Raw genomic sequence first — 19,062 nt, 5'->3', positions numbered from 1 at the left:
TTGCTCCATAATACCGGAATTTTCGCTCGCCCTTCACCGGTTACCGGTCCGGGTAAAAAGCCCCTTCCAGCTCCTGATCCGTTTTGCGGTCGGCACCATCATTGTCTCTTCGGGCGATTGCGCGGCCTGACTGTTTTCGACGGAGCCGTCACGTGCTTGCAGGAATTGCTGGAGACGTGGCCTGTCGATCTTGCCGGTTGGCGTCAGCGGCAACGAGTCGATCGCATGGATTCGGCCTGGAATTTTCCACTGCGGCAGGCTCGCCCTCAAGCCGGCCCTCAGCGCGTCAGACCGAAACACGGCCCCCGGCTTCATCACGACGAAGGCGGCAAGGGAATGCGCATCCTGGCGGAGCTCGGTGATGACGACGGCTTCATCCACCGTTGGAAGCTGCAGCAAAGCCTGCTCGATTTCCCGTATTTCGACGCGATAGCCGCGAATCTTGACCTGGTCGTCGCGGCGCCCGAGGAATTCAAGACTGCCATCGCTCGACAGGCGGCCGATGTCGCCTGTGTGAAACAGGCGTTGGTCGGGGAAACCGGGGGCGTCGCGAAAATATTTCACTGTTTCGGAAGCCCGCCGCCAATAGCCGTCGGCCAGAAAGGCACTGCGCACGGCGAGTTCGCCGACGCCGCCCGGTTCGACCGGTTGCCCGTCCCCGTCGACGACCAGGAGAAACTTGTCGGCGACGGGTCGAGGCGCCGGCACCGTACCTGATGCGGGTATCTCGCCCGGAGCCACCGATGCCACGGCGATGTGGCCGGCCTCGGTGGATGAGAAGCGATGGCGCAAGCCGCAGGACGGGGCGAAGTGGCGGCGCCATAGCTCGATGTCGGAGGCAATGACCGTCTGGCCTGCCAGCGCCACCAGTCGGACCGAGGGATGCAGGTCCTTGCCGTCGATCATCTCCAGATATTTGCGAAACAGCATCACGGGCGGGTGCAGCAGCGTGATGCGACGCTCGTCGATCCACGCGCCGAGATCGCCGAGGCCACGCGATGCGGCATCGTAGAGTTCCAGCGTGGCTCCGTTCAGCAGCGCTCCGAAGACATCCGCCTCCGATGAGGCGAAACTGCAATAGGTCAGAAGAGACTGCCGGTCGGTGGGGGCCAACCCGTCATACAAGGCGCAAAGCCAGGCCCTGTGCAGCACGGTGCGATGGCTTTTGACCACACCTTTCGGCCGCCCGGTGCTTCCCGACGTGTAGAAGATCGCGGCCGGGTCGCGCGGGTCGACCGGAACATGCAGTGCATCGGCGGAGTACCGCAGGTCGATATCTTCCAGCAGCAGAACCCGCCTGTCATCGCCGACAAGGTCACGCGCTGCTGCTGCGTGAGCCGCGTCGGTCAGCAGCAGGTCCGGGGCGGCATCGCCGATGATGTCATGCTGGGCCTTGAGTGGCATTGCCGGATGGACGCACAGGAACGCCTTCGCCGCTTTGAGCACGGCCAGCGCGCATATCACCATCTCGGGCGAATGGTCGAGCAGATAGGCAACGCATCCGTGCCCGGACTGCGTGCGCTCGAGGATTGCCCGGGCCAGTTGGTTGGTCCGCCGGTCGACCTCGTCATAGGTCCATGGCCGATCGCCGCCACCAATCGCCACGTGCGACGCAAAGCTGTGCACCACTTTGTCGAAACGCGCCGGGATGCTCCCGTCCAGCTCGCTACGATCGAACGTCAGCAGCTCAGCCATGGCTTTCGGCAAACCGGTTTTCCCCGACGATCTCCAGTCCGGCATCGAACCCGGCCTTGCGTGCGTAGGCGAGGAGTACCTTGTAAGTCGATGACCGCAACCGCACGCCTTCGGACAGGCTCTGTTGGCGAGTGCGCAATTCCATTTCGCCCGGGATGAGGATTTCAGTGGCGTTTTCAGCATGTTCGCCATTCCTGGTCTGCTCGATGAGACGATCGACGCGCTGGGTGAAGTCGACGGCCGGCATGAATCGCTCGGGATCGAGCGCCATGAAGAAATGGCCGTAGTCCGGCGTGTGAGAGCCCTCACGTAATCTGTCCTGATGGTGGTCGCTGCCAAAGCCTGCGCCTGTGAGCACACCGGCAAGCACTTCCATCACCATGGCCAGACCGTAGCCCTTATGTCCCCCGATCGGTACGCCGAGTCCGGCTGCGAGATCGCCGAGGTCTGTGGAGGGACGCCCGAACCGGTCCAGAATCCAGCCCGCCGGCAACGGACTGCCTTCGGCAACCGACAGGCCGATCTTGCCGCGCGGCGCAACGCTCATGGCGACGTCGAGAAGGATGGGAAAATGCCGCCCTGCCGGAATGCCGACGCCGAGCGGGTTGTTGCCGAATGTCGGCGTGACGCCGCCGGTCGGCGCCAGGATCAGCGGTCCGTTGGTCGTGCACAGACCGATCAGTCCCTTCCTTGCTGCCTGCCAGACATAGTGGCCGGCGGCACCGAAATGATTGGAGCGGCGGACACCGACAATGCCGACGCCGTGCCTGCCCGCCTTTTCAATGGCGAGGTCCATCGCCACCGTGCTGACCCACTGGCCGGGGCCGTTGTCGCCATCGATGCGGGCGATGGTGGCGCTGTCATGTTCGATGCGGATTTGCGGATGCGGATTGATCTTGCCCGAGGCAATCCGCGTGGCGTAACGCGGAATGCTGACAATGTCGTGCGTCGGCTGTCCGCGCAGGCTTGCCTCGAGCTGCACTTCGGTGACGATCGCCGCACCCTGCGCGCTCAGTCCGGCCCGCGTCAGCGCTTCGCGGCCATAGGCACGGAGGCTTTCGATCGTCACCGGAATTTTCACCGCGTCCGCAGCCGATGCCGGTGTCGCCGCGACGGTTTGCCCAAGCCCCGCCTGGGAGGCAGCGCGCGCCAGATCGGCGATCGTCTGGTGCTGGTAGAGCTGACGCAGATCGATGGCCAGGCCGGCTTTGCCGGCTTCGACGACGATGTTGATGCTGAGGAGGGAATTGCCGCCGAGGTCGAAGAAGTTGTCGTGCAGGCCAACCTCCTCCAGCCTCAGGACCTTCTTCCAGACCGCCGCCAGGATCGTCTCGGCCTCCGTTCGCGCCACCCCATGCAACTCGGCCTGGCCCAAGGGAGGCATGCCGGCGATTGGCCGCGTCGCCGCTCGTGGCTGACTGGCGAGCAGAGCCTGCCGGTCGATCTTGCCGTTTGGCGTGCGCGGCAAGCGATCCAGGATGACGATGCGTTGAGGCAGCATGTATCGCGGCAGCTGCCGCCGCAGAAAATCGCGCAGTTGCCGAGACAGAGCCAGCGTTTCCGCATCATGCGGGGCATTCACCGCAACGAAGGCGACCAGGCGTTTGCGATCGCCGATATCGTCATCTTCGATGGCATCCTCGACAACACCGACGAGACATTCGCGCACCTCCGGATGCGTGTGGAACGCAGCCTCGATCTCACCCGGTTCGATGCGGAAGCCGTGAAGCTTGATCTGTTCGTCTGCACGCCCGACGATTTCGATCGTCCCGTCAGGCAGGTAGCGTGCCAGATCGCCGGTTCGCTGCAGCCGCTCGCCCGTGCTGAACGGGTTCGGCACGAGGTTGCCGGCACCGGTGCGATTGATGTAGCCGCGGCCGACACCGGCGCCGCCGACATACAGCTCGCCGCTGATGCCGGCCGGAACCGGACGGCGGGACGTGTCCAGCACATAGGCCTGCGTATTGGCGATCGGCCGGCCGATCGGGATCATCCCCGCCGTGCCGGCCTCGGCCGGAATGGGATGGACGGTTACGATTCCCGTCGTCTCGGTCTGGCCAAACATGTTGATGAATTCTGTCGCCGGCTTGCAGAGGCGCCGCCACTTTTCGACCAGGGCGCCCGGCAGGGGCTCGCTGGCCGACAGCATCAGCCGCACCCGATTGTCGAGCAGTCTCTGGCGCACGGATGGATCGAGCGACATCAGCACATGCAGGCAGCCGGCCGAAAAGGAAGGGACGAGATCCACCACCGACACGTGCTGGCGGCGCACCATCTCGAACAGCACGTGCGGGTCGCTGATTTCCTCGGCCGAAGCGATCGAAACCGCCGCACCGCACGACAAGGGAACCGCAAACTGGCGTATGGACGAGGAAAACGAAAACGAGGCGGTGTGCAGCCAGGTGTCGTCTGGTTCGAGCCCGACGGCGCAGACCATCGCCTGCGCATAGTGACCGACATTCGCCCGCGTGATCATCGCGCCCTTGGGCCGGCCGGTGGAGCCCGACGTATAGATGACGTAGGCGAGCGCATCCGGCGCAGCGACGACGCCCGGATTGCCGGGATCCTGCTCCGCAACGGACGGTCGGCAGGCGTCGATGCAGATGGCCTGCCTGGCGGCAGCTTGGCCCGGTGCCTCCGGCTGAAACGCGGCGCCGAATTTCGGCAACAGCGATGTCTCCGTGATGAGCAGCGCCGCACCCGCATCAGCCAGCATGAAGCCTATGCGATCGGGCGGGTAATCGGGATCGAGCGGCAGAAACGCGCCGCCCGCCTTCCACACGCCAAGCAGCACTGCCAGCACCTCGGCAGACCTTGGCAGGCAGACCGCCGTCAATGTCTCGCGGGCGACGCCGCAACTGCTGAAATAACGCGCGAAGCGGTTGGCCCGCTCATTCAGCTCGCGATAGGTGAGCCGCTGATCCTGGTCCAGCACGGCGACAGCATCGGGCGTTCGCTCGACCTGCGCCTCAAACAGCTGGACATAGTCCTGCTCCAGCAGTTCGCCGGCTTGCGTGCGGTTCCAGTCGATCTCGATCTGGTGACGATCGACCTCGGGTAACAGCGGCAATTGCGAAAGCGTTTGCGCGGGATCGCTTGCTATGCCTTCGAGCAAGGTCTGGAACTGCCGAGCCAGCCGATCGATGACGGCAGGCTCATAGAGATCGGCGTTGAATTGCCAGGTCGCGGCCATCCCGTCCGGGGTTTCCGACAGGTACAGAGTGAGGTCGAATTTCGCCATCGCCTTGTCGATGGGCAGAGGCTGTGCCGCAAGGTCCTGCGCAAAATCGAAGGAAGGCCCCACTGGGTGGTCGGCTGCAGGCTGCGCCGATGGGCCCGAGCCAGAAAACTTCGGGACGTTCTGGAACGCGAACATCACCTGAAACAGGGGCGTGTGGCCGGGATCGCGCGCGATTTTCAGCTGATCAACGATGCGTTCGACGGCGACATCCTGATGCGCGTAGGCGTCGAGCGCCGTCGTGCGGATGCGACCGAGCAATTCGACGAAGGACGGGTCGCCGCCAAGCGTCGTGCGCAAAACCAGCGTGTTGGCGAAGAAGCCGATGAGCGGCTCCAGTTCCTTCCTCGGGCGGTTGGCGATCGGCACGCCGACGACGCAATCATCCTGCCCGTTGTAACGGAAGAGCAATGTCTTGAAGGCCGCCAGAAAGACCATGAAGACGGTCGCGTCCTGGCTTCGGCCGAGGATCTTCAGGCGATCCGTCGTTTGACGATCGATCTCGATCTGCAGTGCGCCACCGCGGTGGGACTGGATCGCCGGGCGGGATCGGTCCGTCGGCAGCGTGCAGGTCGGCGGCAGGCCCTTGAGTTGCTGGACCCAGTATGCCGTCTGGCGTTCGATCTCCGCGGTTTCGATGCCGCGTTGCTGCCAGGCGGCGAAGTCGCCGAACTGCAGCGGCAGTTCTGCGAGCGGCGACGCCCGGTTGTCATGAAAGGCCTGGTAAAGCTGCTGCAGCTCGGCATGCAGCACACCGATCGACCAGCCATCGCAGATGATGTGGTGCATCGTCAGCAGCAAGGCATGGTGCTGCTCGGCCAGCCGAACCAGACTGGCGCGAAACAACGGACCTTGCGCCAGATCGAACGGTTCGTCGCTTTCCTGCGTGGCGATGCGCATGGCCTCGGCGGTTCGCGCATCCGCCTCGTGGCCGGTCAGGTCGATCGTTTGCAGCGTGCTTTCCTGAAATCCGGAAACGACCTGGACCGGGTCGCCGTCGCGCAGGTGAAAGGTCGTGCGCAAGATGTCGTGGCGTCGGCGTACCTCATCGAGCGCCAACGCCAGTGCACGCTCATCAAGCGCGCCTCTCAGCCACAGCGAGGCCGACATGGTGTAAGCGCTGCCAGCGCCCATCCGGTCGAGAAAAAAGACGCGCTGCTGGGCTGAGGAAAGCGGCGCAGGCACACCCTCCTGTCGGCGAGGAATGCGTGTCGTTGCCTGCCCGGACGTCGATCCCCGCTCCAGCCGCGCCAGGCCATCCGCGACGAGGTTGGCCATCTCTTCGCCGATGCGCCGGGAAAGCCGCGCCACGGTCGGGCTGTCAAACATGCAATCGACCGGCAATGTGACCTCGAATATGGCATGCAGCCGGGCGAGAACCTGCATTGCGGTCAGTGAATGACCGCCAAGGTCGAAGAAGTCGTCATCGATGCCGGGCGGTTCGGCTCCCAGAACCTCGGCAAAGACCGCCGCCACCCGGCGCTCGATCGCGGTTCGCGCAACCACCTTGCCGGTCTGCGGCAGAACAGGTTGACCGTCCTGTTCTTGCGGATTCAGAGCCAGATGCCTGCGATTGATCTTTCCACCGGCATCGATCGGGATCTCATCCACCAGCACGATCCGCTGCGGCACTTTGGAGCGCGCCAGCCGCTCGGCGACAAAGCCGCGGATCTGCTGCGTCGACAGCGCTTTCCCCGGCTTGGGAACGACCGCCGCGGCAACAGTCTCGCCAAGCACCGGATGGGGGATGCCGAAAACGACCGCCTGTTCGATGTCGGGATGGTCGAGCAGGACTTGCTCCACCAGCGCCGGCGCGATTTTTTCGCCGCCGCGATTGATGGTGTCCGCCAGGCGGCCGGAGACGAACAGATAGCCGTCTGCGTCGAGATGGCCCCGGTCTCCTGTCCGCAGCCAGCCATCGACGAAAGCCGCCTCATTGGCGGCGGGATCGCCATCGTAGCCGGGCATGACATTGGCGCCACGAATGACAATTTCGCCGTTCTCGTCCGGCATCAGGAGACGCCCGGCTTCATCCATGATGGCGATCCGCGGGCCCGCGGACCTGCCGACGGAGCCGCGCTTGCGTTCGAACGGCGGCAGGCCGTTGCTGGCAATTTGCGGCGCCGCCTCGGTCATCCCATAGGCCTCGACGAACGGTACGCCGAACACGCCTTCGATATCCGCGATCCATTGGGATGGCATTGGCGCCGAAGCCGAACGGATGAAGCGCAGCCCGGCCCGGCGCGGGTCCCCCCGGCAAAGACGGATCTGGTCGAGGATCGTGCGATGGATGGTCGGCGAGGCCGAATACCAGGTCGGTCTGAAGTCTTCGAGGCCGCTGAAAAAGCCGTCGGCGGAAAAGCCCGCCAGGCTGATGTAGCAACTCCCTGAAACCAGCGATGCCAAAAGGCTGCTGATGCCATGGATGTGGAACAGCGGCATCACGCCTAGGCAGCGGTCGGTGCGCCGCAGATCCAGTGCCGCGCAGATGTCCTGCGCCGAAACGCAGAGGTTTCGATGGGTCAGCGGCACCAGCTTGGGCCGCGCCGACGTGCCCGAGGTGAACAGCAGCAGCGCGGTATCGTCCGGCGTTGCCGCATCCGGTTGTGAGGCCTTGCGCCAGTTATCGCGATGCGTCTCGCCGGCACCGGTCAGCGAAAAGCGCCCGGCCGCCGCACCCGGCTCGGCAAGCAGTTGCAGGACGCGGATCTTGAGCGAGGCCGCCACGGCAAGCAGCGGCGATTGCCAGCCATGCGGTACGATCAGCGTCGTGGCGCGCAGCGCGGCCAGCTGCGATTCAAGTTCGCGCGCCGGCCATGCGGGGTTCAAGGGAGCGCATGCCGCGTTGGCTGCGACGGCCACAATCGCCACCGCGGCTTCCGCACCCTCGGGCAGCAGCAAGGCGACACGGTCGGATAGGCCGATGCCCTCCAGCGCCAGCGCTTCGCCGACATAGCGGATCTGGGCAACCAACCCTTCAAAGGTAAGCCCTGGCCGTCCCGCGGCCAGAAGGGCCACCGTCTGCGAATTGTATCCGGCATGCCGGTTCACATGGTCACATATCGTGCCCATCAGATCCCGATCCGGGATCGACGTCGATCAGAAATAGCCACCGCTCAACCCAAAAAGCCTTTGCCCGGTTCCCTGAGTGCTTGCTGGCGGCGCGGCTGTCAACGCGCGGAGAGCTCAAAACATGAAAACAGGGTCCCGCAGCTGCTGCCGAAGCGACCTTCAAAACAATGGCTGTCGATCGCCGCCAGTCGCTTTGATGGAACGATCTGGGCCTTGGCGGCGTGTTTCTCCACATCCAGTTCGACGCTAACATCGTGAAACGCCAAAAAACGGCCGGTAAGCGGGAAATACATTTTGTAGAACGCTTCCTTGATCACGAACAGAAGCTTTGGCAGGTCGCAGCCTAGACGCCTTTCGATCCCTTCCCGCCCCTCTAGTTCGGCGGCGTCGGACACCAATTGCGCCAGTTCGCACGAAAGGGGAGAATCCTCCTCGATGTCGATGCCGACGCCGAGGAATTCGGTGGATGATCCAACGGCGACGACGCACAGGCTTCGGGTATGAGAGATGGAACCAACAATACCTGTCGGCCATAGCGGCGCACGATTGTCCCCGATCGGGACGCTACCGCCTGCGCCAAGGCCATGCAACGCCTGCCGGGCGTAGAAGCGTCCCGCGCGAAATTCACGGCGTCGCGCCGGCACGACATTGCCCAGCGAAAGTTCTTCCTCAAGCCTCAGGTCGCGATCGGCTGGTGTGAGATCGCCGCCCTCGACGACGAGGCCATGGCTAACCAACTGCCGGACAGCTGCCACCAGATGGACTGAAGAACGATCGTCGCGGAGTTCCGGCTCAACAGGCAATACCATTCCTTTGCCGGCCCAACTGCCGCCCATTCGATGCTGTCGCGAGTTGTATCAGAGCGTCGGCGAGCCGGCCAAGGCCTGGGGCTGAGACAAACGCCGTCTCTGTCAGGCGTCGTAAAACGCGACGCTGGCAAGCCTCCGAAGAGGCGCGGTTATTCCAGCAAGGAAATAGCCAGTTTTGCAGAAAGACTGTTTGGTGGAGCCAATCGGGATCGAACCGACGACCTCTTGAATGCCATTCAAGCGCTCTCCCAACTGAGCTATGGCCCCACTTCCGGCAGTCAACCGGCGCCGTTTCCGGCGAAGAGATCCGGCGCGGGTTGGAGACCGCGCCGTTAGTGCAGGCGGCTTCTAACCCCGCCTTTCGTCAATATCAAGCCTTCGAGAGCCGCTTTTTCGCCACAGGCCATGAAAGCCTGCAAACGCCCGCTTTCAAGGCCGATCAGACCTCGTCGTCGTCGTCGCCAACGCCGATCATGTCGGCGACGTCGTCGTCTTCTTCCTCTTCGTCGGCGAGGAAAGTGTCCTCCTCGTCGTCGCCGAGATCGACGTCGTCCTCGTCGTCGCCGAGATCCGGCAGGTCGTCGCCCTTGACGTCCTCGTCGGCCTCTTCGAGCGACACGACCTCAACGCCCTCTTCTTCCTCGGCGTCCACTTCCTTCTCGGCCACTTCCTCTTCCTCCTCGAGAGCGGCAATCTTGCCTTCCTCGAAATAGGAACGCGGATAGGTCTTGCCGGTGTAGGGCGAGACGATCGGGTCCTTGTTCAGGTCGTAGAATTTTCGGCCCGTCTCCGGGTCGATACGTTTTGTGCCAAGTTCGGTTTTTGCCACGGCAAGCCTCGTCAATAAAAGAGTGGTCCCCTTAACCACAGTTTGCAGCGCTGTCAAAGCGAAAAGCCGGCGTCACAAAACCATGCATTGGAAGGCCTCGCGTCAAGTGACAACCATTGGGGATGACCATTTCGGCCCGCCGTGATACGAGACCGCCGCAACAAATGAAAAGCGCCGGCCCGCCGGCATTCCGTCCAGGGAAATTCCATGTCTCACGCCGCCGCCCCCAAGCCGGCCACCGCTCGCAAATGTCAAGCCCTTTCCGGCATCGCTCGCGTGCCGGGGGACAAGTCGATCTCGCACCGTTCCTTCATGTTCGGCGGCCTCGCCTCCGGCGAGACCCGCATCACCGGCCTGCTCGAAGGCGAGGACGTGATGCGCACCGGTGCGGCCATGAAGGCAATGGGCGCGCATATAGAAAAACGCGGCGCCGAGTGGGTAATCCGCGGTACCGGCAATGGCGCGCTGCTGCAGCCGGAAGGTCCGCTCGATTTCGGCAATGCCGGCACCGGCTCGCGGCTCACCATGGGCCTGGTCGGCACCTATGACATGGAAACAACCTTCATCGGCGATGCCTCGCTGTCCGGCCGGCCGATGGGCCGCGTGCTCGAACCGCTGCGCCAGATGGGCGTGCAGGTGCTGAAGGCGACGCCTGGCGACCGCATGCCGATCACGCTGCATGGGCCGAAGCATGCCGCGCCGATCACCTACCGCGTGCCGATGGCCTCGGCGCAGGTGAAATCGGCGGTGTTGCTCGCCGGGCTGAACACCCCGGGCATCACCACCGTCATCGAACCCGTCATGACGCGCGACCACACCGAAAAGATGCTGAAAGGTTTTGGCGCCAACCTGTCGGTCGAGACCGACGAACGCGGCGTGCGCCACATCTTCATAGAAGGCCAGGGCAAGCTGACCGGCCAGACCATCGCGGTGCCGGGCGACCCGTCCTCGGCCGGTTTCCCGCTGGTGGCCGCGCTGATCGTGCCGGGATCGGACATAACAATCGAAAACGTGCTGATGAACCCGACCCGCACCGGCCTGCTTTTGACGCTGCAGGAGATGGGCGGCAAGATCGACATTTTGAACCCACGCAATGCCGGCGGCGAGGATGTCGCCGACCTGCGCGTGCGTTACTCCGAATTGAAGGGCGTCGCCGTGCCGCCCGAGCGGGCGCCGTCGATGATCGACGAGTACCCGGTGCTCGCCGTCGCCGCCAGCTTCGCCGAGGGCGAAACGCTGATGCAGGGGCTGGAGGAATTGCGGGTGAAGGAATCCGACCGGCTGTCGGCCGTCGCCAACGGACTGAAGCTCAACGGCGTCGACTGCACGGAGGGCGAAGCTTCGCTTGCCGTGCGCGGCAAACCGGGCGGCAAGGGGCTGGGCCAGCACCCCAATGGACAGGGCACCATCGTTGAGACCCATCTCGACCATCGCATCGCCATGAGCTTTCTGGTCATGGGGCTGGCCACCGAAAAGCCTGTTACCATCGACGATCAGGCGATGATCGCGACGAGTTTCCCGGAATTCATGGGCCTGATGAAGGCTCTGGGCGCGGAGATCGGGTAGCAAATGTTACACGACTGGCCAATGCTAGCAGCTTGCCTGGGAGCGGCGTTGGCCCCCTATCTGATTGAGCGTTTTGTTTTCAAAAAACGCATAGGCGTTTTTGCCTTTCTTTTTTGGATTTTGGCACTTCAATTTCTGATGATGTATCTGTCGGTTTACGCAGCCACGCTCCTGGAAAACAACAAATGGGTTTTCCTTGCGATGCTGATCAAAGGGTTCGGCGCAATGGCTTTTGTAACAATTGGCGTCGTGCCGTTTATAGCGCTGCCGCTGTCGATTCTGATCGCTGCGGCGGTGTTGGCATTTCACTTTTTCAGACCAGCCAAATGAATCCGACCTTTACCATCGCCATCGACGGCCCCGCCGGCGCCGGCAAGGGCACCCTCGCGCGCCGGCTCGCTGACCATTACCGGCTGAACCTGCTCGACACCGGTCTCACCTATCGCGCGGTCGCCTATGCGCTGATCCAGCACGCGCTGCCGCTCGACAATGTCTCGGCCGCCGAGACCGCTGCCCGTCAGGTCGACCTGGCAAGGCTCGACCGGGCGGTCTTGTCAGCGCATGCCGTCGGCGAGGCCGCCTCGAAAGTCGCCGTTTTCCCGACCGTGCGGCGCATCCTGGTCGAAAAGCAGCGCGACTTCGCCAAGACGCCGCCCGGTGCGGTGCTCGATGGGCGCGATATCGGCACCGTCGTCTGCCCCGACGCCGACATAAAACTCTATGTGACAGCGAGTGCCGAGGTGCGGGCACGGCGGCGGCTGGCGGAGATCGAAAGCATCGGCGGGACCGCCGATTTCACCGAGATTCTCGCCGATATCGTGCGCCGCGACGAGCGCGACATGGGCCGTGCGGACTCGCCTTTGAAGCCGGCGACCGACGCGCACTTGCTTGATACCAGCGAAATGGCTATAGAAGCCGCGTTTCTTGCAGCCATGGCGATCATAGATGACGTGCTGGCCAAGAGAGACAAGGCCTGATCCGGGTTTTTCCCTCGTGTTTCCGTTGTCGGAGGCGAAGAAAATACCCATATCGGGCACGAACCAGCCTGCCAGCATTCTTCATGCGCCGGAATTGCCGCTTAAAGAGCGGCCCAGGGCTTTTGTAGCCCGGAACGCCGGCAGGCCAACGCAACGCTAACCCACGGCGCCCGTCCCGCTTGAGATGCGGGGCACTCCAGGAGAAACAATGTCAGCTGCAAATCCCACTCGCGATGATTTCGCGAGCCTGCTCGAAGAATCATTTACCGCCGGCCATTCCGGCGAAGGCCAGGTCGTCAAGGGCATCATCACCGCCATTGAAAAAGACATGGCCATCATCGACGTCGGCCTCAAGGTCGAAGGCCGCGTGCCGCTGAAGGAATTCGGCGTCAAGGGCAAGGACACCACCCTCAAGGTCGGTGACACCGTCGAGGTCTATGTCGAGCGCATCGAGAACGCGCTTGGCGAAGCGATGCTCAGCCGTGAGAAGGCCCGCCGCGAAGAGAGCTGGGTCCGTCTCGAAGAGAAGTTCACCAAGGGTGAGCGCGTCGAAGGCGTCATCTTCAATCAGGTCAAGGGCGGCTTCACCGTCGACCTCGACGGCGCCGTGGCCTTCCTGCCGCGCAGCCAGGTCGATATCCGCCCGATCCGCGATGTCTCCCCGCTGATGCACAACCCGCAGCCCTTCGAGATCCTCAAGATGGATCGCCGCCGCGGCAACATCGTGGTGTCGCGCCGTACCGTGCTCGAGGAGAGCCGCGCCGAACAGCGTTCGGAAATCGTGCAGAACCTCGAAGAAGGCCAGGTTGTCGAAGGCGTCGTCAAGAACATCACCGATTACGGTGCGTTCGTCGACCTCGGCGGCATCGACGGCCTGCTGCATGTCACCGACATGGCATGGCGCCGCGTCAACCATCCGACCGAAATCCTCAACATCGGTCAGACGGTCAAGGTGCAGATCATCCGCATCAACCAGGAAACCCACCGCATCTCGCTCGGCATGAAGCAGCTCGAGAGCGATCCGTGGTCCGAGATCGGCACCAAGTTCCCGATCGGCAAGAAGATCAAGGGTACCGTCACCAACATCACCGACTATGGCGCGTTCGTCGAGCTGGAGCCGGGCATCGAGGGTCTCATCCACGTTTCGGAAATGTCGTGGACGAAGAAGAACGTGCATCCCGGCAAGATCCTGTCGACAACCCAGGAAGTCGACGTGGTGGTGCTCGAGGTCGATCCGGCCAAGCGCCGCATCTCGCTCGGCCTCAAGCAGACGCTTGAGAATCCGTGGCAGGCTTTCGCCTCGAGCCATCCGGTCGGCAGCCAGGTCGAGGGCGAGGTCAAGAACAAGACCGAGTTCGGCCTGTTCATCGGCCTCGAAGGCGACGTGGACGGCATGGTGCACCTTTCCGACCTCGACTGGACCCGTCCGGGCGAGCAGGTCATCGAAGAGTACAATCGCGGCGACATGGTCAAGGCGCAGGTGCTCGACGTCGACATCGACAAGGAGCGCATCTCGCTCGGCATCAAGCAGCTGGCCAAGGATACGGTCGGCGAAGCGGCGACTTCAGGCGAACTGCGCAAGAACGCGGTCGTCACCTGTGAAGTCATCGGCGTCAAGGATGGCGGTCTGGAAGTGCGGCTGGTCGACAGCGGCATCGAAACCTTCATCAAGCGCTCCGATCTGAGCCGTGACCGCGACGAGCAGCGCCCCGAGCGCTTCACCGTCGGCCAGAAGGTCGATGCCCGCGTCATCGCCTTCGACAAGAAGACCCGCAAGCTGCAGGTCTCGATCAAGGCGCTGGAAATCGCCGAAGAGAAGGAAGCCGTCGCTCAGTACGGTTCGACCGACTCCGGCGCTTCGCTGGGCGACATCCTGGGTGCCGCGCTGAAGAAGCAGGGCAGCTAAGCTTCGGCTGTCTGCCGCGCCTCGCGCGCGGCCTGAACAAGGAAACCCGCGGGTCGCAAGGCTCGCGGGTTTTTTCATGCGCGATAGAGCCGGGTGGTGGTGGCCTTGCGATGGGGTTGGCACAAGACAAAGACGATAGAACACCTTCAATTCCGCACTCGCGGCTGTAAGTTCGGGCCGTCGTTGCAGGTAGACATCGGAAAGCCATGCCCTTCGGGCAACAGAGAAGCATTGCGCATGAAGGTCGTCGGAATCTATCGCTATCCGGTCAAGAGCCTGCGCGGCCATGCCGTACAGAGTGCTGACATCGAGACCATAGGCATGGCGGGGGACCGCCGCTGGATGGTCGTCGACAAGGATGGACACTTCCTCACCATTCGCCAGATACCGGCAATGACGACGATCGACGTCGACATCGCGGCACGGGCATCCTGTTGAAGCATGACAAGCATGGTTCGCACGCTGTCGAGGCTCCAGCCCCAGACGCTGCGCTCCGTCAGGTCAAGATCTGGAAGGATATGGTTGCTGCGCGGCCGGGTGACCCTACCGCCGGCGCCTATCTCTCCACGATTCTTGGCCGGCCCGTCGATCTCGTCTATTTCGACGATCCGCAAAACCGGCCGGTCGACCCGGAATTCGGCCAGCCTGGCGATTACGTCAGCTTTGCCGACGGTTTTCCGCTGCTGGTCGCCACGACGGGCTCGCTGGACCATCTGAACAGCCATCTTGCCAGGCCCATCGAGATGGCGCGGTTTCGGCCAAACATCGTCCTCGACGCAGAAGGCGCATGGCCCGAAGACAGCTGGAAGACGATCCGTATCGGTTCTGTCGAGTTGCGGATCGCAAAGCCCTGCGCGCGCTGTGTCATCACCACCCGCGATCCGTACAGCGGCGAACAACCGGACCCGCGCGAGCCGTTGCAGACGCTTGGCAAACTCCATCGCTCCGCCAAGGGCGGCATCATCTTCGGCCAGAATGCGATTCCGAACAACGCCGGCACGATCTCCATCGGCGACGCAGTCGAGGTCATGGAGGCGGGGGGCTCGAACCTGACATAGTCGCTGCTCCGAGCGTCGGCGGCCGCCATGCTTGGAAAGGCCGACCTTGGCTGTAGACTGACAAGGTCGGCAACAGGCCGCCCTTGGAAGCCAAACGATCGGAGGACTTATGATCCGTATCGGCTTTGTTGCCGCATTCCTGTTGACCGGCACCGTGGCAGCGTCGGCGGCGTTGCCGCCTTACTGGCAACGACAGGCCGAGATCCAGGCCATCGCGGACAGTGCCGATGTCGCCGGCAAACTGGAAAGCCGCCCCATCGACGCGATCGAGCATATGGGAACCGACCGCTACCGGGTGGGGGCCGGCGGCTGCACGCTCGATGTGCTGATCGTCGACGACACGAGCGCCAAGCCGATGCCGGGCCCGCGCAAGTTCAAGCTGCAGGTTGGTAAGCTCGTCTGCAAATGAGCCGCCGGACTCCACCGCCGACGGCTGCCGAGATGCTCGAGCGGGGCGACCGCTTCATCGCCGTGTCAGGCAAAGCCGGCGGCCGCGCTGCAGCGACTCCTCAGGCCCTGCCGTAAAGCGGCACCAGCGTGCCGCTCATCGCCTGGTTGGCCGGCGAGGCAAGGTAGGCGATGGCCTCGGCGGCGGCTTCGAGGCTGACCCATCTGGTGACATCGGCGTCCGGCATATCGGCGCGGTTTGCCGGCGTGTCGAGCGTCGACGGTGCCACGGCATTGACCAGGATGCCCTTGTGCTTCAGCTCCTCGGCCATCGCCACCGTCATCGCCGCCACCGCCGCCTTGCTGGCGGCGTAGGCGACCGAACCGGCGCCCCTGCGCGGTTCCAACGCCGCCCGTGCAGCGATGTTGACGATGCGGCCTGCCGTGCCTGACGACAGCATCGAGCGGATCGCGGCGCGGCAGCACAGGAAGGCAGTGCGCGCATTGGTGTCCATCATCTCGGCAAAGGACGCCGACTCGATCTTTTCCACAGGTGCCGAGGTGAAGCCGCCGGCCAGGTGGATCGAGCCCCAGAGGCCTGGAACCTGACTGTAGAACGCCTCGACCTTGGCGGGGTCCGAGAGATCGACATTGTGCACCAGCTCGACACGGTCATGCGTGGTGAAGGGGAAATGCGTCGGTGCGGCGGCATGGGCATTGGGTACATGGCAGATCGCGCCGTCACTCAGCAGTTTGCCGACAACCGCACCGCCGAGCGCACCGGTTCCGCCGGTCACGACGATATGCTTGCCTTCAAGTGTTTCCGTCATCTTGGACGCTCCTGTCATTTTTTTATCGTTAGGTCGTTTCTTGTGCCACGCCGACGCGAAGCGTCGCGCCTTTCGGGCCGTCACTCAACTGAAATCTCGACATGGCAGTTGTTGCGTCTTTGCATGCGTCCGCCCACCGGTCAGCCATGGGTCATGCCAGCCGAGACGGAGCACGCGCCACCGATGTTCAGTCAACCGTGATTTCGATGACGCGCGGCAGTCCGGTGGCCCGCGCGCGTTTCAGCGCATCCGCCAGACCATCGATGTCGGCAAGCCGTTCGGCGCTGATGCCATAGGCCTCGGCCAGCTTGCAGAAATCCGGCGGCGCCGGCGACACGCCGACCGGCTCGACGCCGACATCGAGCATCGAGGTTTCGATCTCGCGATAGCCGCGATTGTTCCAGACGACGAAGATGACGGGCGCCCGGGCATCGAGCGCGGCGCCCAGTTCCGGCAGCGTGAACTGGAAGCCGCCGTCACCCGTGAGGCAGACGACCGGCGCATCGGGCACCGCGAGGGCGGCACCGATCGCCGCCGGCGGGCCATAGCCGAGCGCGCCGAAGCCGGTGGCGGCATTGAACCAGCCGCCTGGCCGATCATGGTCGTAGTAGAGGTTGGCGGCATAGATCGGTTGCGTCGAATCGCCGACGATGAGCGCGCCCGGCAAAGCGTCGCGGATCATCTCGACGGCGCGTACCTGCGCCTGCAGCGTCGGATTGAGTTCGGCAAAGGCTGCTTTTCGTGTAGCAGCGGCGCGCGACGAACCGCCCTCGCTTGCCGGGACATGGCCGGTTTCCAGAAGCAGCGCTTCGAGCGCCTCGGCGCAATCGGCCTGGATCGAAACCGTCGCCGGGCGGCGGGCAAGCTGGTCCGCGCCGATATCGATGCGGATCAGGTTGGCGGGCAGGACGAAGCCGCCATCGCTGTAGCCGTCATAGTCGGTCGGGCCGAATTCGGTGCCGGCGGCAATGACCAGGTCGGCGTCGGCCATCAGCGCCCGCACTGCCTTCAGGCTGGGACTGGCCGGCACGCAAAGCGGATGACCATGCAGCAGGCCGCGCGCATTGGCGGTCTGGACGACCGGCGCTCCCAGCTGTTCGGCCAGACGCCGCAAGGGCGCTTCGGCGCGTTTGGCGCCGCCGCCGACCAGGATCAGCGGGCGGCGCGCAGCGGCGATGAGTTCGGCCGCGCTGGCAATTGCGGCACCTTCAGGCGCGGGTGGCGTCACATTGCTCAGCATGGCAGCGATGCCATCCGCCGGCTTGACCATGACGTCGGTCGGGATCTCGATATGCACCGGCCCGGGCCGCGCCGATGAAAACAGGGCGAAGGCCTGCGCCAGGGCACCGGGCAATTCGCTGGCCTCGGTAACGCGCTGCGAAGACAGCGCCACCTTCTCCATCATGCCGCGCTGATCGGGCAATTCATGCAGAAAACCCAGCCCTTTGCCCAGCGTCGGCATGGCGTTGACGCCTGATATGACCAGCATCGGCACCGAATCGGCGCGCGCCTGGCCCATGGCGGTGATGGTGTTGGTCAGCCCCGGTCCGGTGATGACGAAGGCGACACCCGGCCTGCCGCTGGCGCGCGCATAGCCGTCGGCCATGAAGCCGGCGCCCTGTTCGTGACGCGGCGTGACGTGGCGGATCTTCGAGCGCGCCAGCCCGCGGTAGAGTTCGACCGTGTGCACGCCGGGAATGCCGAAGACCGTGTCGACGCCATGGGCTTCGAGCAGCGAAATGAGCGCCTCGCCGACGGTCGTCCCAATGGTGGCCCCAGTGGCGGTCATTGGCGCAGCACCGGTCGCGTCAGGCAGGTCGGGCCGCCCTCGCAGGCGATGCAGAGCGCATCCGCCTCGAAGGTGGAAACCGCGCAGCCGGCCGCCTGCATGGCAGCCGCCGTCCTGGGAAAACCGGCAACGGCGATGACCTGGCGCGGCGCGGTCGGCAGCACGTTGAGGCTGAGCCCGTTGGAGGCGAAGAACTCGTCGGCATCGCCCTCGACCAGCTTGATGCCGCGCGCCCGCAGCAGCTGGTAGAAGGCGGCGGGCAGCAAGGGCGCGTAGACCAGCGCCAGATCGTCGGCGAGCGGACTGATCACCGACATCAGATGCAGGCAGGCCTCCTCGCCGTGCCAGAGCGGCAGGTCGAAACCGAAAACCGAAATGCCCTTGGGCGAAAGCAGGTTCGAAAGCTGCTGGATGCCGTCCTGGTTGGTGCGCACGCCACGGCCGACGGCCAGCGTGTTTGCATCCACCCAGACGCAGTCACCGCCTTCCACCTGGCCCGGATCATCAATCCGGCCGAGAATGGGGACTCCCATGCGCGTGTAGGCGGCCTCATGCAGGCCTGGCTCGGCCCGGCGCAGCGCCTTGCCCATTGAGAGAATAATCGCGCCATGATCGGTCATCAGCGACGGATCATGGGTGAAGACGGAATCGGCCAACCCGTCATCGGCATCCGTCAGCCACTCGATCTCGGCGCCGGAGGCCGCGACCATGCCGGTCAACTGCTCATGCTGGGCTGCGGCCTTTTGCGGATCGAAACCCGGACCATAGTGCCATTCCTGTGCCCTGGCATGGCGCATGGCGCTGGCGGCGGACCGCATCAGCACGCGTTTCAGGGGTCCGGCCATGGACTGCGACCCGTATGATTTGCCCACTCAATTCTCCCGAAACGTCCGTTGCCGCCACTAA

At 64.0% G+C, this 19,062-nt stretch carries 14 protein-coding genes and 1 tRNA gene; 7 read left to right on the top strand and 8 right to left on the bottom strand.

From position 1 onward, the window contains the following. Positions 1-33 precede the first annotated feature (33 nt). The 5 genes from FCU66_RS17005 to FCU66_RS16985 all read right to left on the bottom strand — a co-directional run bounded on the left by FCU66_RS17005 (position 34) and on the right by FCU66_RS16985 (position 9,643). Positions 34-1,695, bottom strand: a complete 1,662-nt coding sequence (locus FCU66_RS17005) for an AMP-binding protein (RefSeq protein ID WP_168991891.1) — start codon at positions 1,693-1,695, stop codon at positions 34-36. Continuing rightward, positions 1,688-8,005, bottom strand: coding sequence for a non-ribosomal peptide synthetase (locus tag FCU66_RS17000; protein WP_136618319.1), 6,318 nt, complete (start codon positions 8,003-8,005; stop codon positions 1,688-1,690). Before FCU66_RS17000 ends, FCU66_RS17005 begins: the two co-directional genes overlap by 8 nt. 98 nt (positions 8,006-8,103) lie before the next feature. Next, complete coding sequence (locus tag FCU66_RS16995) at positions 8,104-8,841, bottom strand: 4'-phosphopantetheinyl transferase family protein (RefSeq protein ID WP_136618320.1); 738 nt, start codon at positions 8,839-8,841, stop codon at positions 8,104-8,106. A 164-nt stretch (positions 8,842-9,005) separates the two neighbouring features. Further along, positions 9,006-9,081 (bottom strand) — tRNA-Ala (locus FCU66_RS16990). Between the two features lie 172 nt (positions 9,082-9,253). Then, positions 9,254-9,643 carry a TIGR02300 family protein gene (locus FCU66_RS16985; protein ID WP_136618321.1) on the bottom strand — a complete coding sequence of 130 codons (390 nt, stop codon included), beginning with the start codon at positions 9,641-9,643 and terminating at the stop codon, positions 9,254-9,256. Between the two features lie 207 nt (positions 9,644-9,850). Here FCU66_RS16985 and aroA point away from each other — a divergent pair, with 207 nt between their 5' ends. The 7 genes from aroA to FCU66_RS16950 all read left to right on the top strand — a co-directional run bounded on the left by aroA (position 9,851) and on the right by FCU66_RS16950 (position 15,559). Beyond that, positions 9,851-11,209, top strand: coding sequence for a 3-phosphoshikimate 1-carboxyvinyltransferase (gene aroA / locus FCU66_RS16980; RefSeq protein WP_136618322.1), 1,359 nt, complete (start codon positions 9,851-9,853; stop codon positions 11,207-11,209). Between the two features lie 3 nt (positions 11,210-11,212). Next, on the top strand, positions 11,213-11,539 hold the full coding sequence (locus FCU66_RS16975) for a hypothetical protein (protein WP_136618323.1): 327 nt from the start codon (positions 11,213-11,215) through the stop codon (positions 11,537-11,539). Then, positions 11,536-12,186, top strand: coding sequence for a (d)CMP kinase (gene cmk / locus FCU66_RS16970; RefSeq protein WP_136618324.1), 651 nt, complete (start codon positions 11,536-11,538; stop codon positions 12,184-12,186). The genes FCU66_RS16975 and cmk overlap by 4 nt, the downstream gene beginning before the upstream one ends. A gap of 208 nt (positions 12,187-12,394) precedes the next feature. After that, positions 12,395-14,092 carry a 30S ribosomal protein S1 gene (gene rpsA, locus FCU66_RS16965; RefSeq protein WP_023811516.1) on the top strand — a complete coding sequence of 566 codons (1,698 nt, stop codon included), beginning with the start codon at positions 12,395-12,397 and terminating at the stop codon, positions 14,090-14,092. Between the two features lie 237 nt (positions 14,093-14,329). Beyond that, entirely contained in the window at positions 14,330-14,530 is a 201-nt protein-coding gene (locus FCU66_RS16960) for an MOSC N-terminal beta barrel domain-containing protein (protein WP_136618325.1), read from the top strand. Further along, positions 14,527-15,150 (top strand): MOSC domain-containing protein, encoded by a 624-nt coding sequence (locus tag FCU66_RS16955; RefSeq protein ID WP_136618326.1) that lies wholly within the window; start codon positions 14,527-14,529, stop codon positions 15,148-15,150. The genes FCU66_RS16960 and FCU66_RS16955 overlap by 4 nt, the downstream gene beginning before the upstream one ends. Before the next feature lie 109 nt (positions 15,151-15,259). Further along, positions 15,260-15,559, top strand: coding sequence for a hypothetical protein (locus tag FCU66_RS16950; RefSeq protein WP_136618327.1), 300 nt, complete (start codon positions 15,260-15,262; stop codon positions 15,557-15,559). A 100-nt stretch (positions 15,560-15,659) separates the two neighbouring features. Here FCU66_RS16950 and FCU66_RS16945 read toward each other — a convergent pair whose 3' ends face one another. The 3 genes from FCU66_RS16945 to FCU66_RS16935 all read right to left on the bottom strand — a co-directional run bounded on the left by FCU66_RS16945 (position 15,660) and on the right by FCU66_RS16935 (position 19,001). Then, the gene (locus FCU66_RS16945; RefSeq protein WP_136618328.1) at positions 15,660-16,367 is read right to left on the bottom strand and encodes an SDR family NAD(P)-dependent oxidoreductase; all 708 of its coding nucleotides are present in this window, start codon (positions 16,365-16,367) and stop codon (positions 15,660-15,662) included. A 187-nt stretch (positions 16,368-16,554) separates the two neighbouring features. Beyond that, complete coding sequence (locus FCU66_RS16940; protein ID WP_136618329.1) at positions 16,555-18,156, bottom strand: 5-guanidino-2-oxopentanoate decarboxylase; 1,602 nt, start codon at positions 18,154-18,156, stop codon at positions 16,555-16,557. After that, positions 18,153-19,001: a dimethylarginine dimethylaminohydrolase family protein gene (locus FCU66_RS16935; protein ID WP_136618339.1), complete on the bottom strand. Its 849-nt coding sequence runs from the start codon at positions 18,999-19,001 to the stop codon at positions 18,153-18,155. Before FCU66_RS16935 ends, FCU66_RS16940 begins: the two co-directional genes overlap by 4 nt. Between the last annotated feature and the right edge of the window lie 61 nt (positions 19,002-19,062).

Source organism: Mesorhizobium norvegicum, assembly GCF_004919685.1.
GTDB classification, from domain to species: Bacteria; Pseudomonadota; Alphaproteobacteria; order Rhizobiales; family Rhizobiaceae; genus Mesorhizobium; species Mesorhizobium norvegicum.
The sequence above is the reverse complement of the archived record's forward strand: the minus strand, read 5'-3'. Positions and strand labels throughout refer to the sequence as shown.

Excerpts from the sequence above, each read along its gene's own strand:
- FCU66_RS17005 (WP_168991891.1), bottom strand. The coding sequence starts at position 1,695 with ATGGCTGAGCTGCTGACGTTCGATCGTAGCGAGCTGGACGGGAGCATC.
- FCU66_RS17000 (WP_136618319.1), bottom strand. The coding sequence starts at position 8,005 with ATGGGCACGATATGTGACCATGTGAACCGGCATGCCGGATACAATTCG.
- FCU66_RS16995 (WP_136618320.1), bottom strand. The coding sequence starts at position 8,841 with ATGGGCGGCAGTTGGGCCGGCAAAGGAATGGTATTGCCTGTTGAGCCG.
- aroA (WP_136618322.1), top strand. The coding sequence starts at position 9,851 with ATGTCTCACGCCGCCGCCCCCAAGCCGGCCACCGCTCGCAAATGTCAA.
- FCU66_RS16975 (WP_136618323.1), top strand. The coding sequence starts at position 11,213 with ATGTTACACGACTGGCCAATGCTAGCAGCTTGCCTGGGAGCGGCGTTG.
- cmk (WP_136618324.1), top strand. The coding sequence starts at position 11,536 with ATGAATCCGACCTTTACCATCGCCATCGACGGCCCCGCCGGCGCCGGC.
- rpsA (WP_023811516.1), top strand. The coding sequence starts at position 12,395 with ATGTCAGCTGCAAATCCCACTCGCGATGATTTCGCGAGCCTGCTCGAA.
- FCU66_RS16960 (WP_136618325.1), top strand. The coding sequence starts at position 14,330 with ATGAAGGTCGTCGGAATCTATCGCTATCCGGTCAAGAGCCTGCGCGGC.
- FCU66_RS16950 (WP_136618327.1), top strand. The coding sequence starts at position 15,260 with ATGATCCGTATCGGCTTTGTTGCCGCATTCCTGTTGACCGGCACCGTG.
- FCU66_RS16945 (WP_136618328.1), bottom strand. The coding sequence starts at position 16,367 with ATGACGGAAACACTTGAAGGCAAGCATATCGTCGTGACCGGCGGAACC.
- FCU66_RS16940 (WP_136618329.1), bottom strand. The coding sequence starts at position 18,156 with ATGACCGCCACTGGGGCCACCATTGGGACGACCGTCGGCGAGGCGCTC.
- FCU66_RS16935 (WP_136618339.1), bottom strand. The coding sequence starts at position 19,001 with ATGGCCGGACCCCTGAAACGCGTGCTGATGCGGTCCGCCGCCAGCGCC.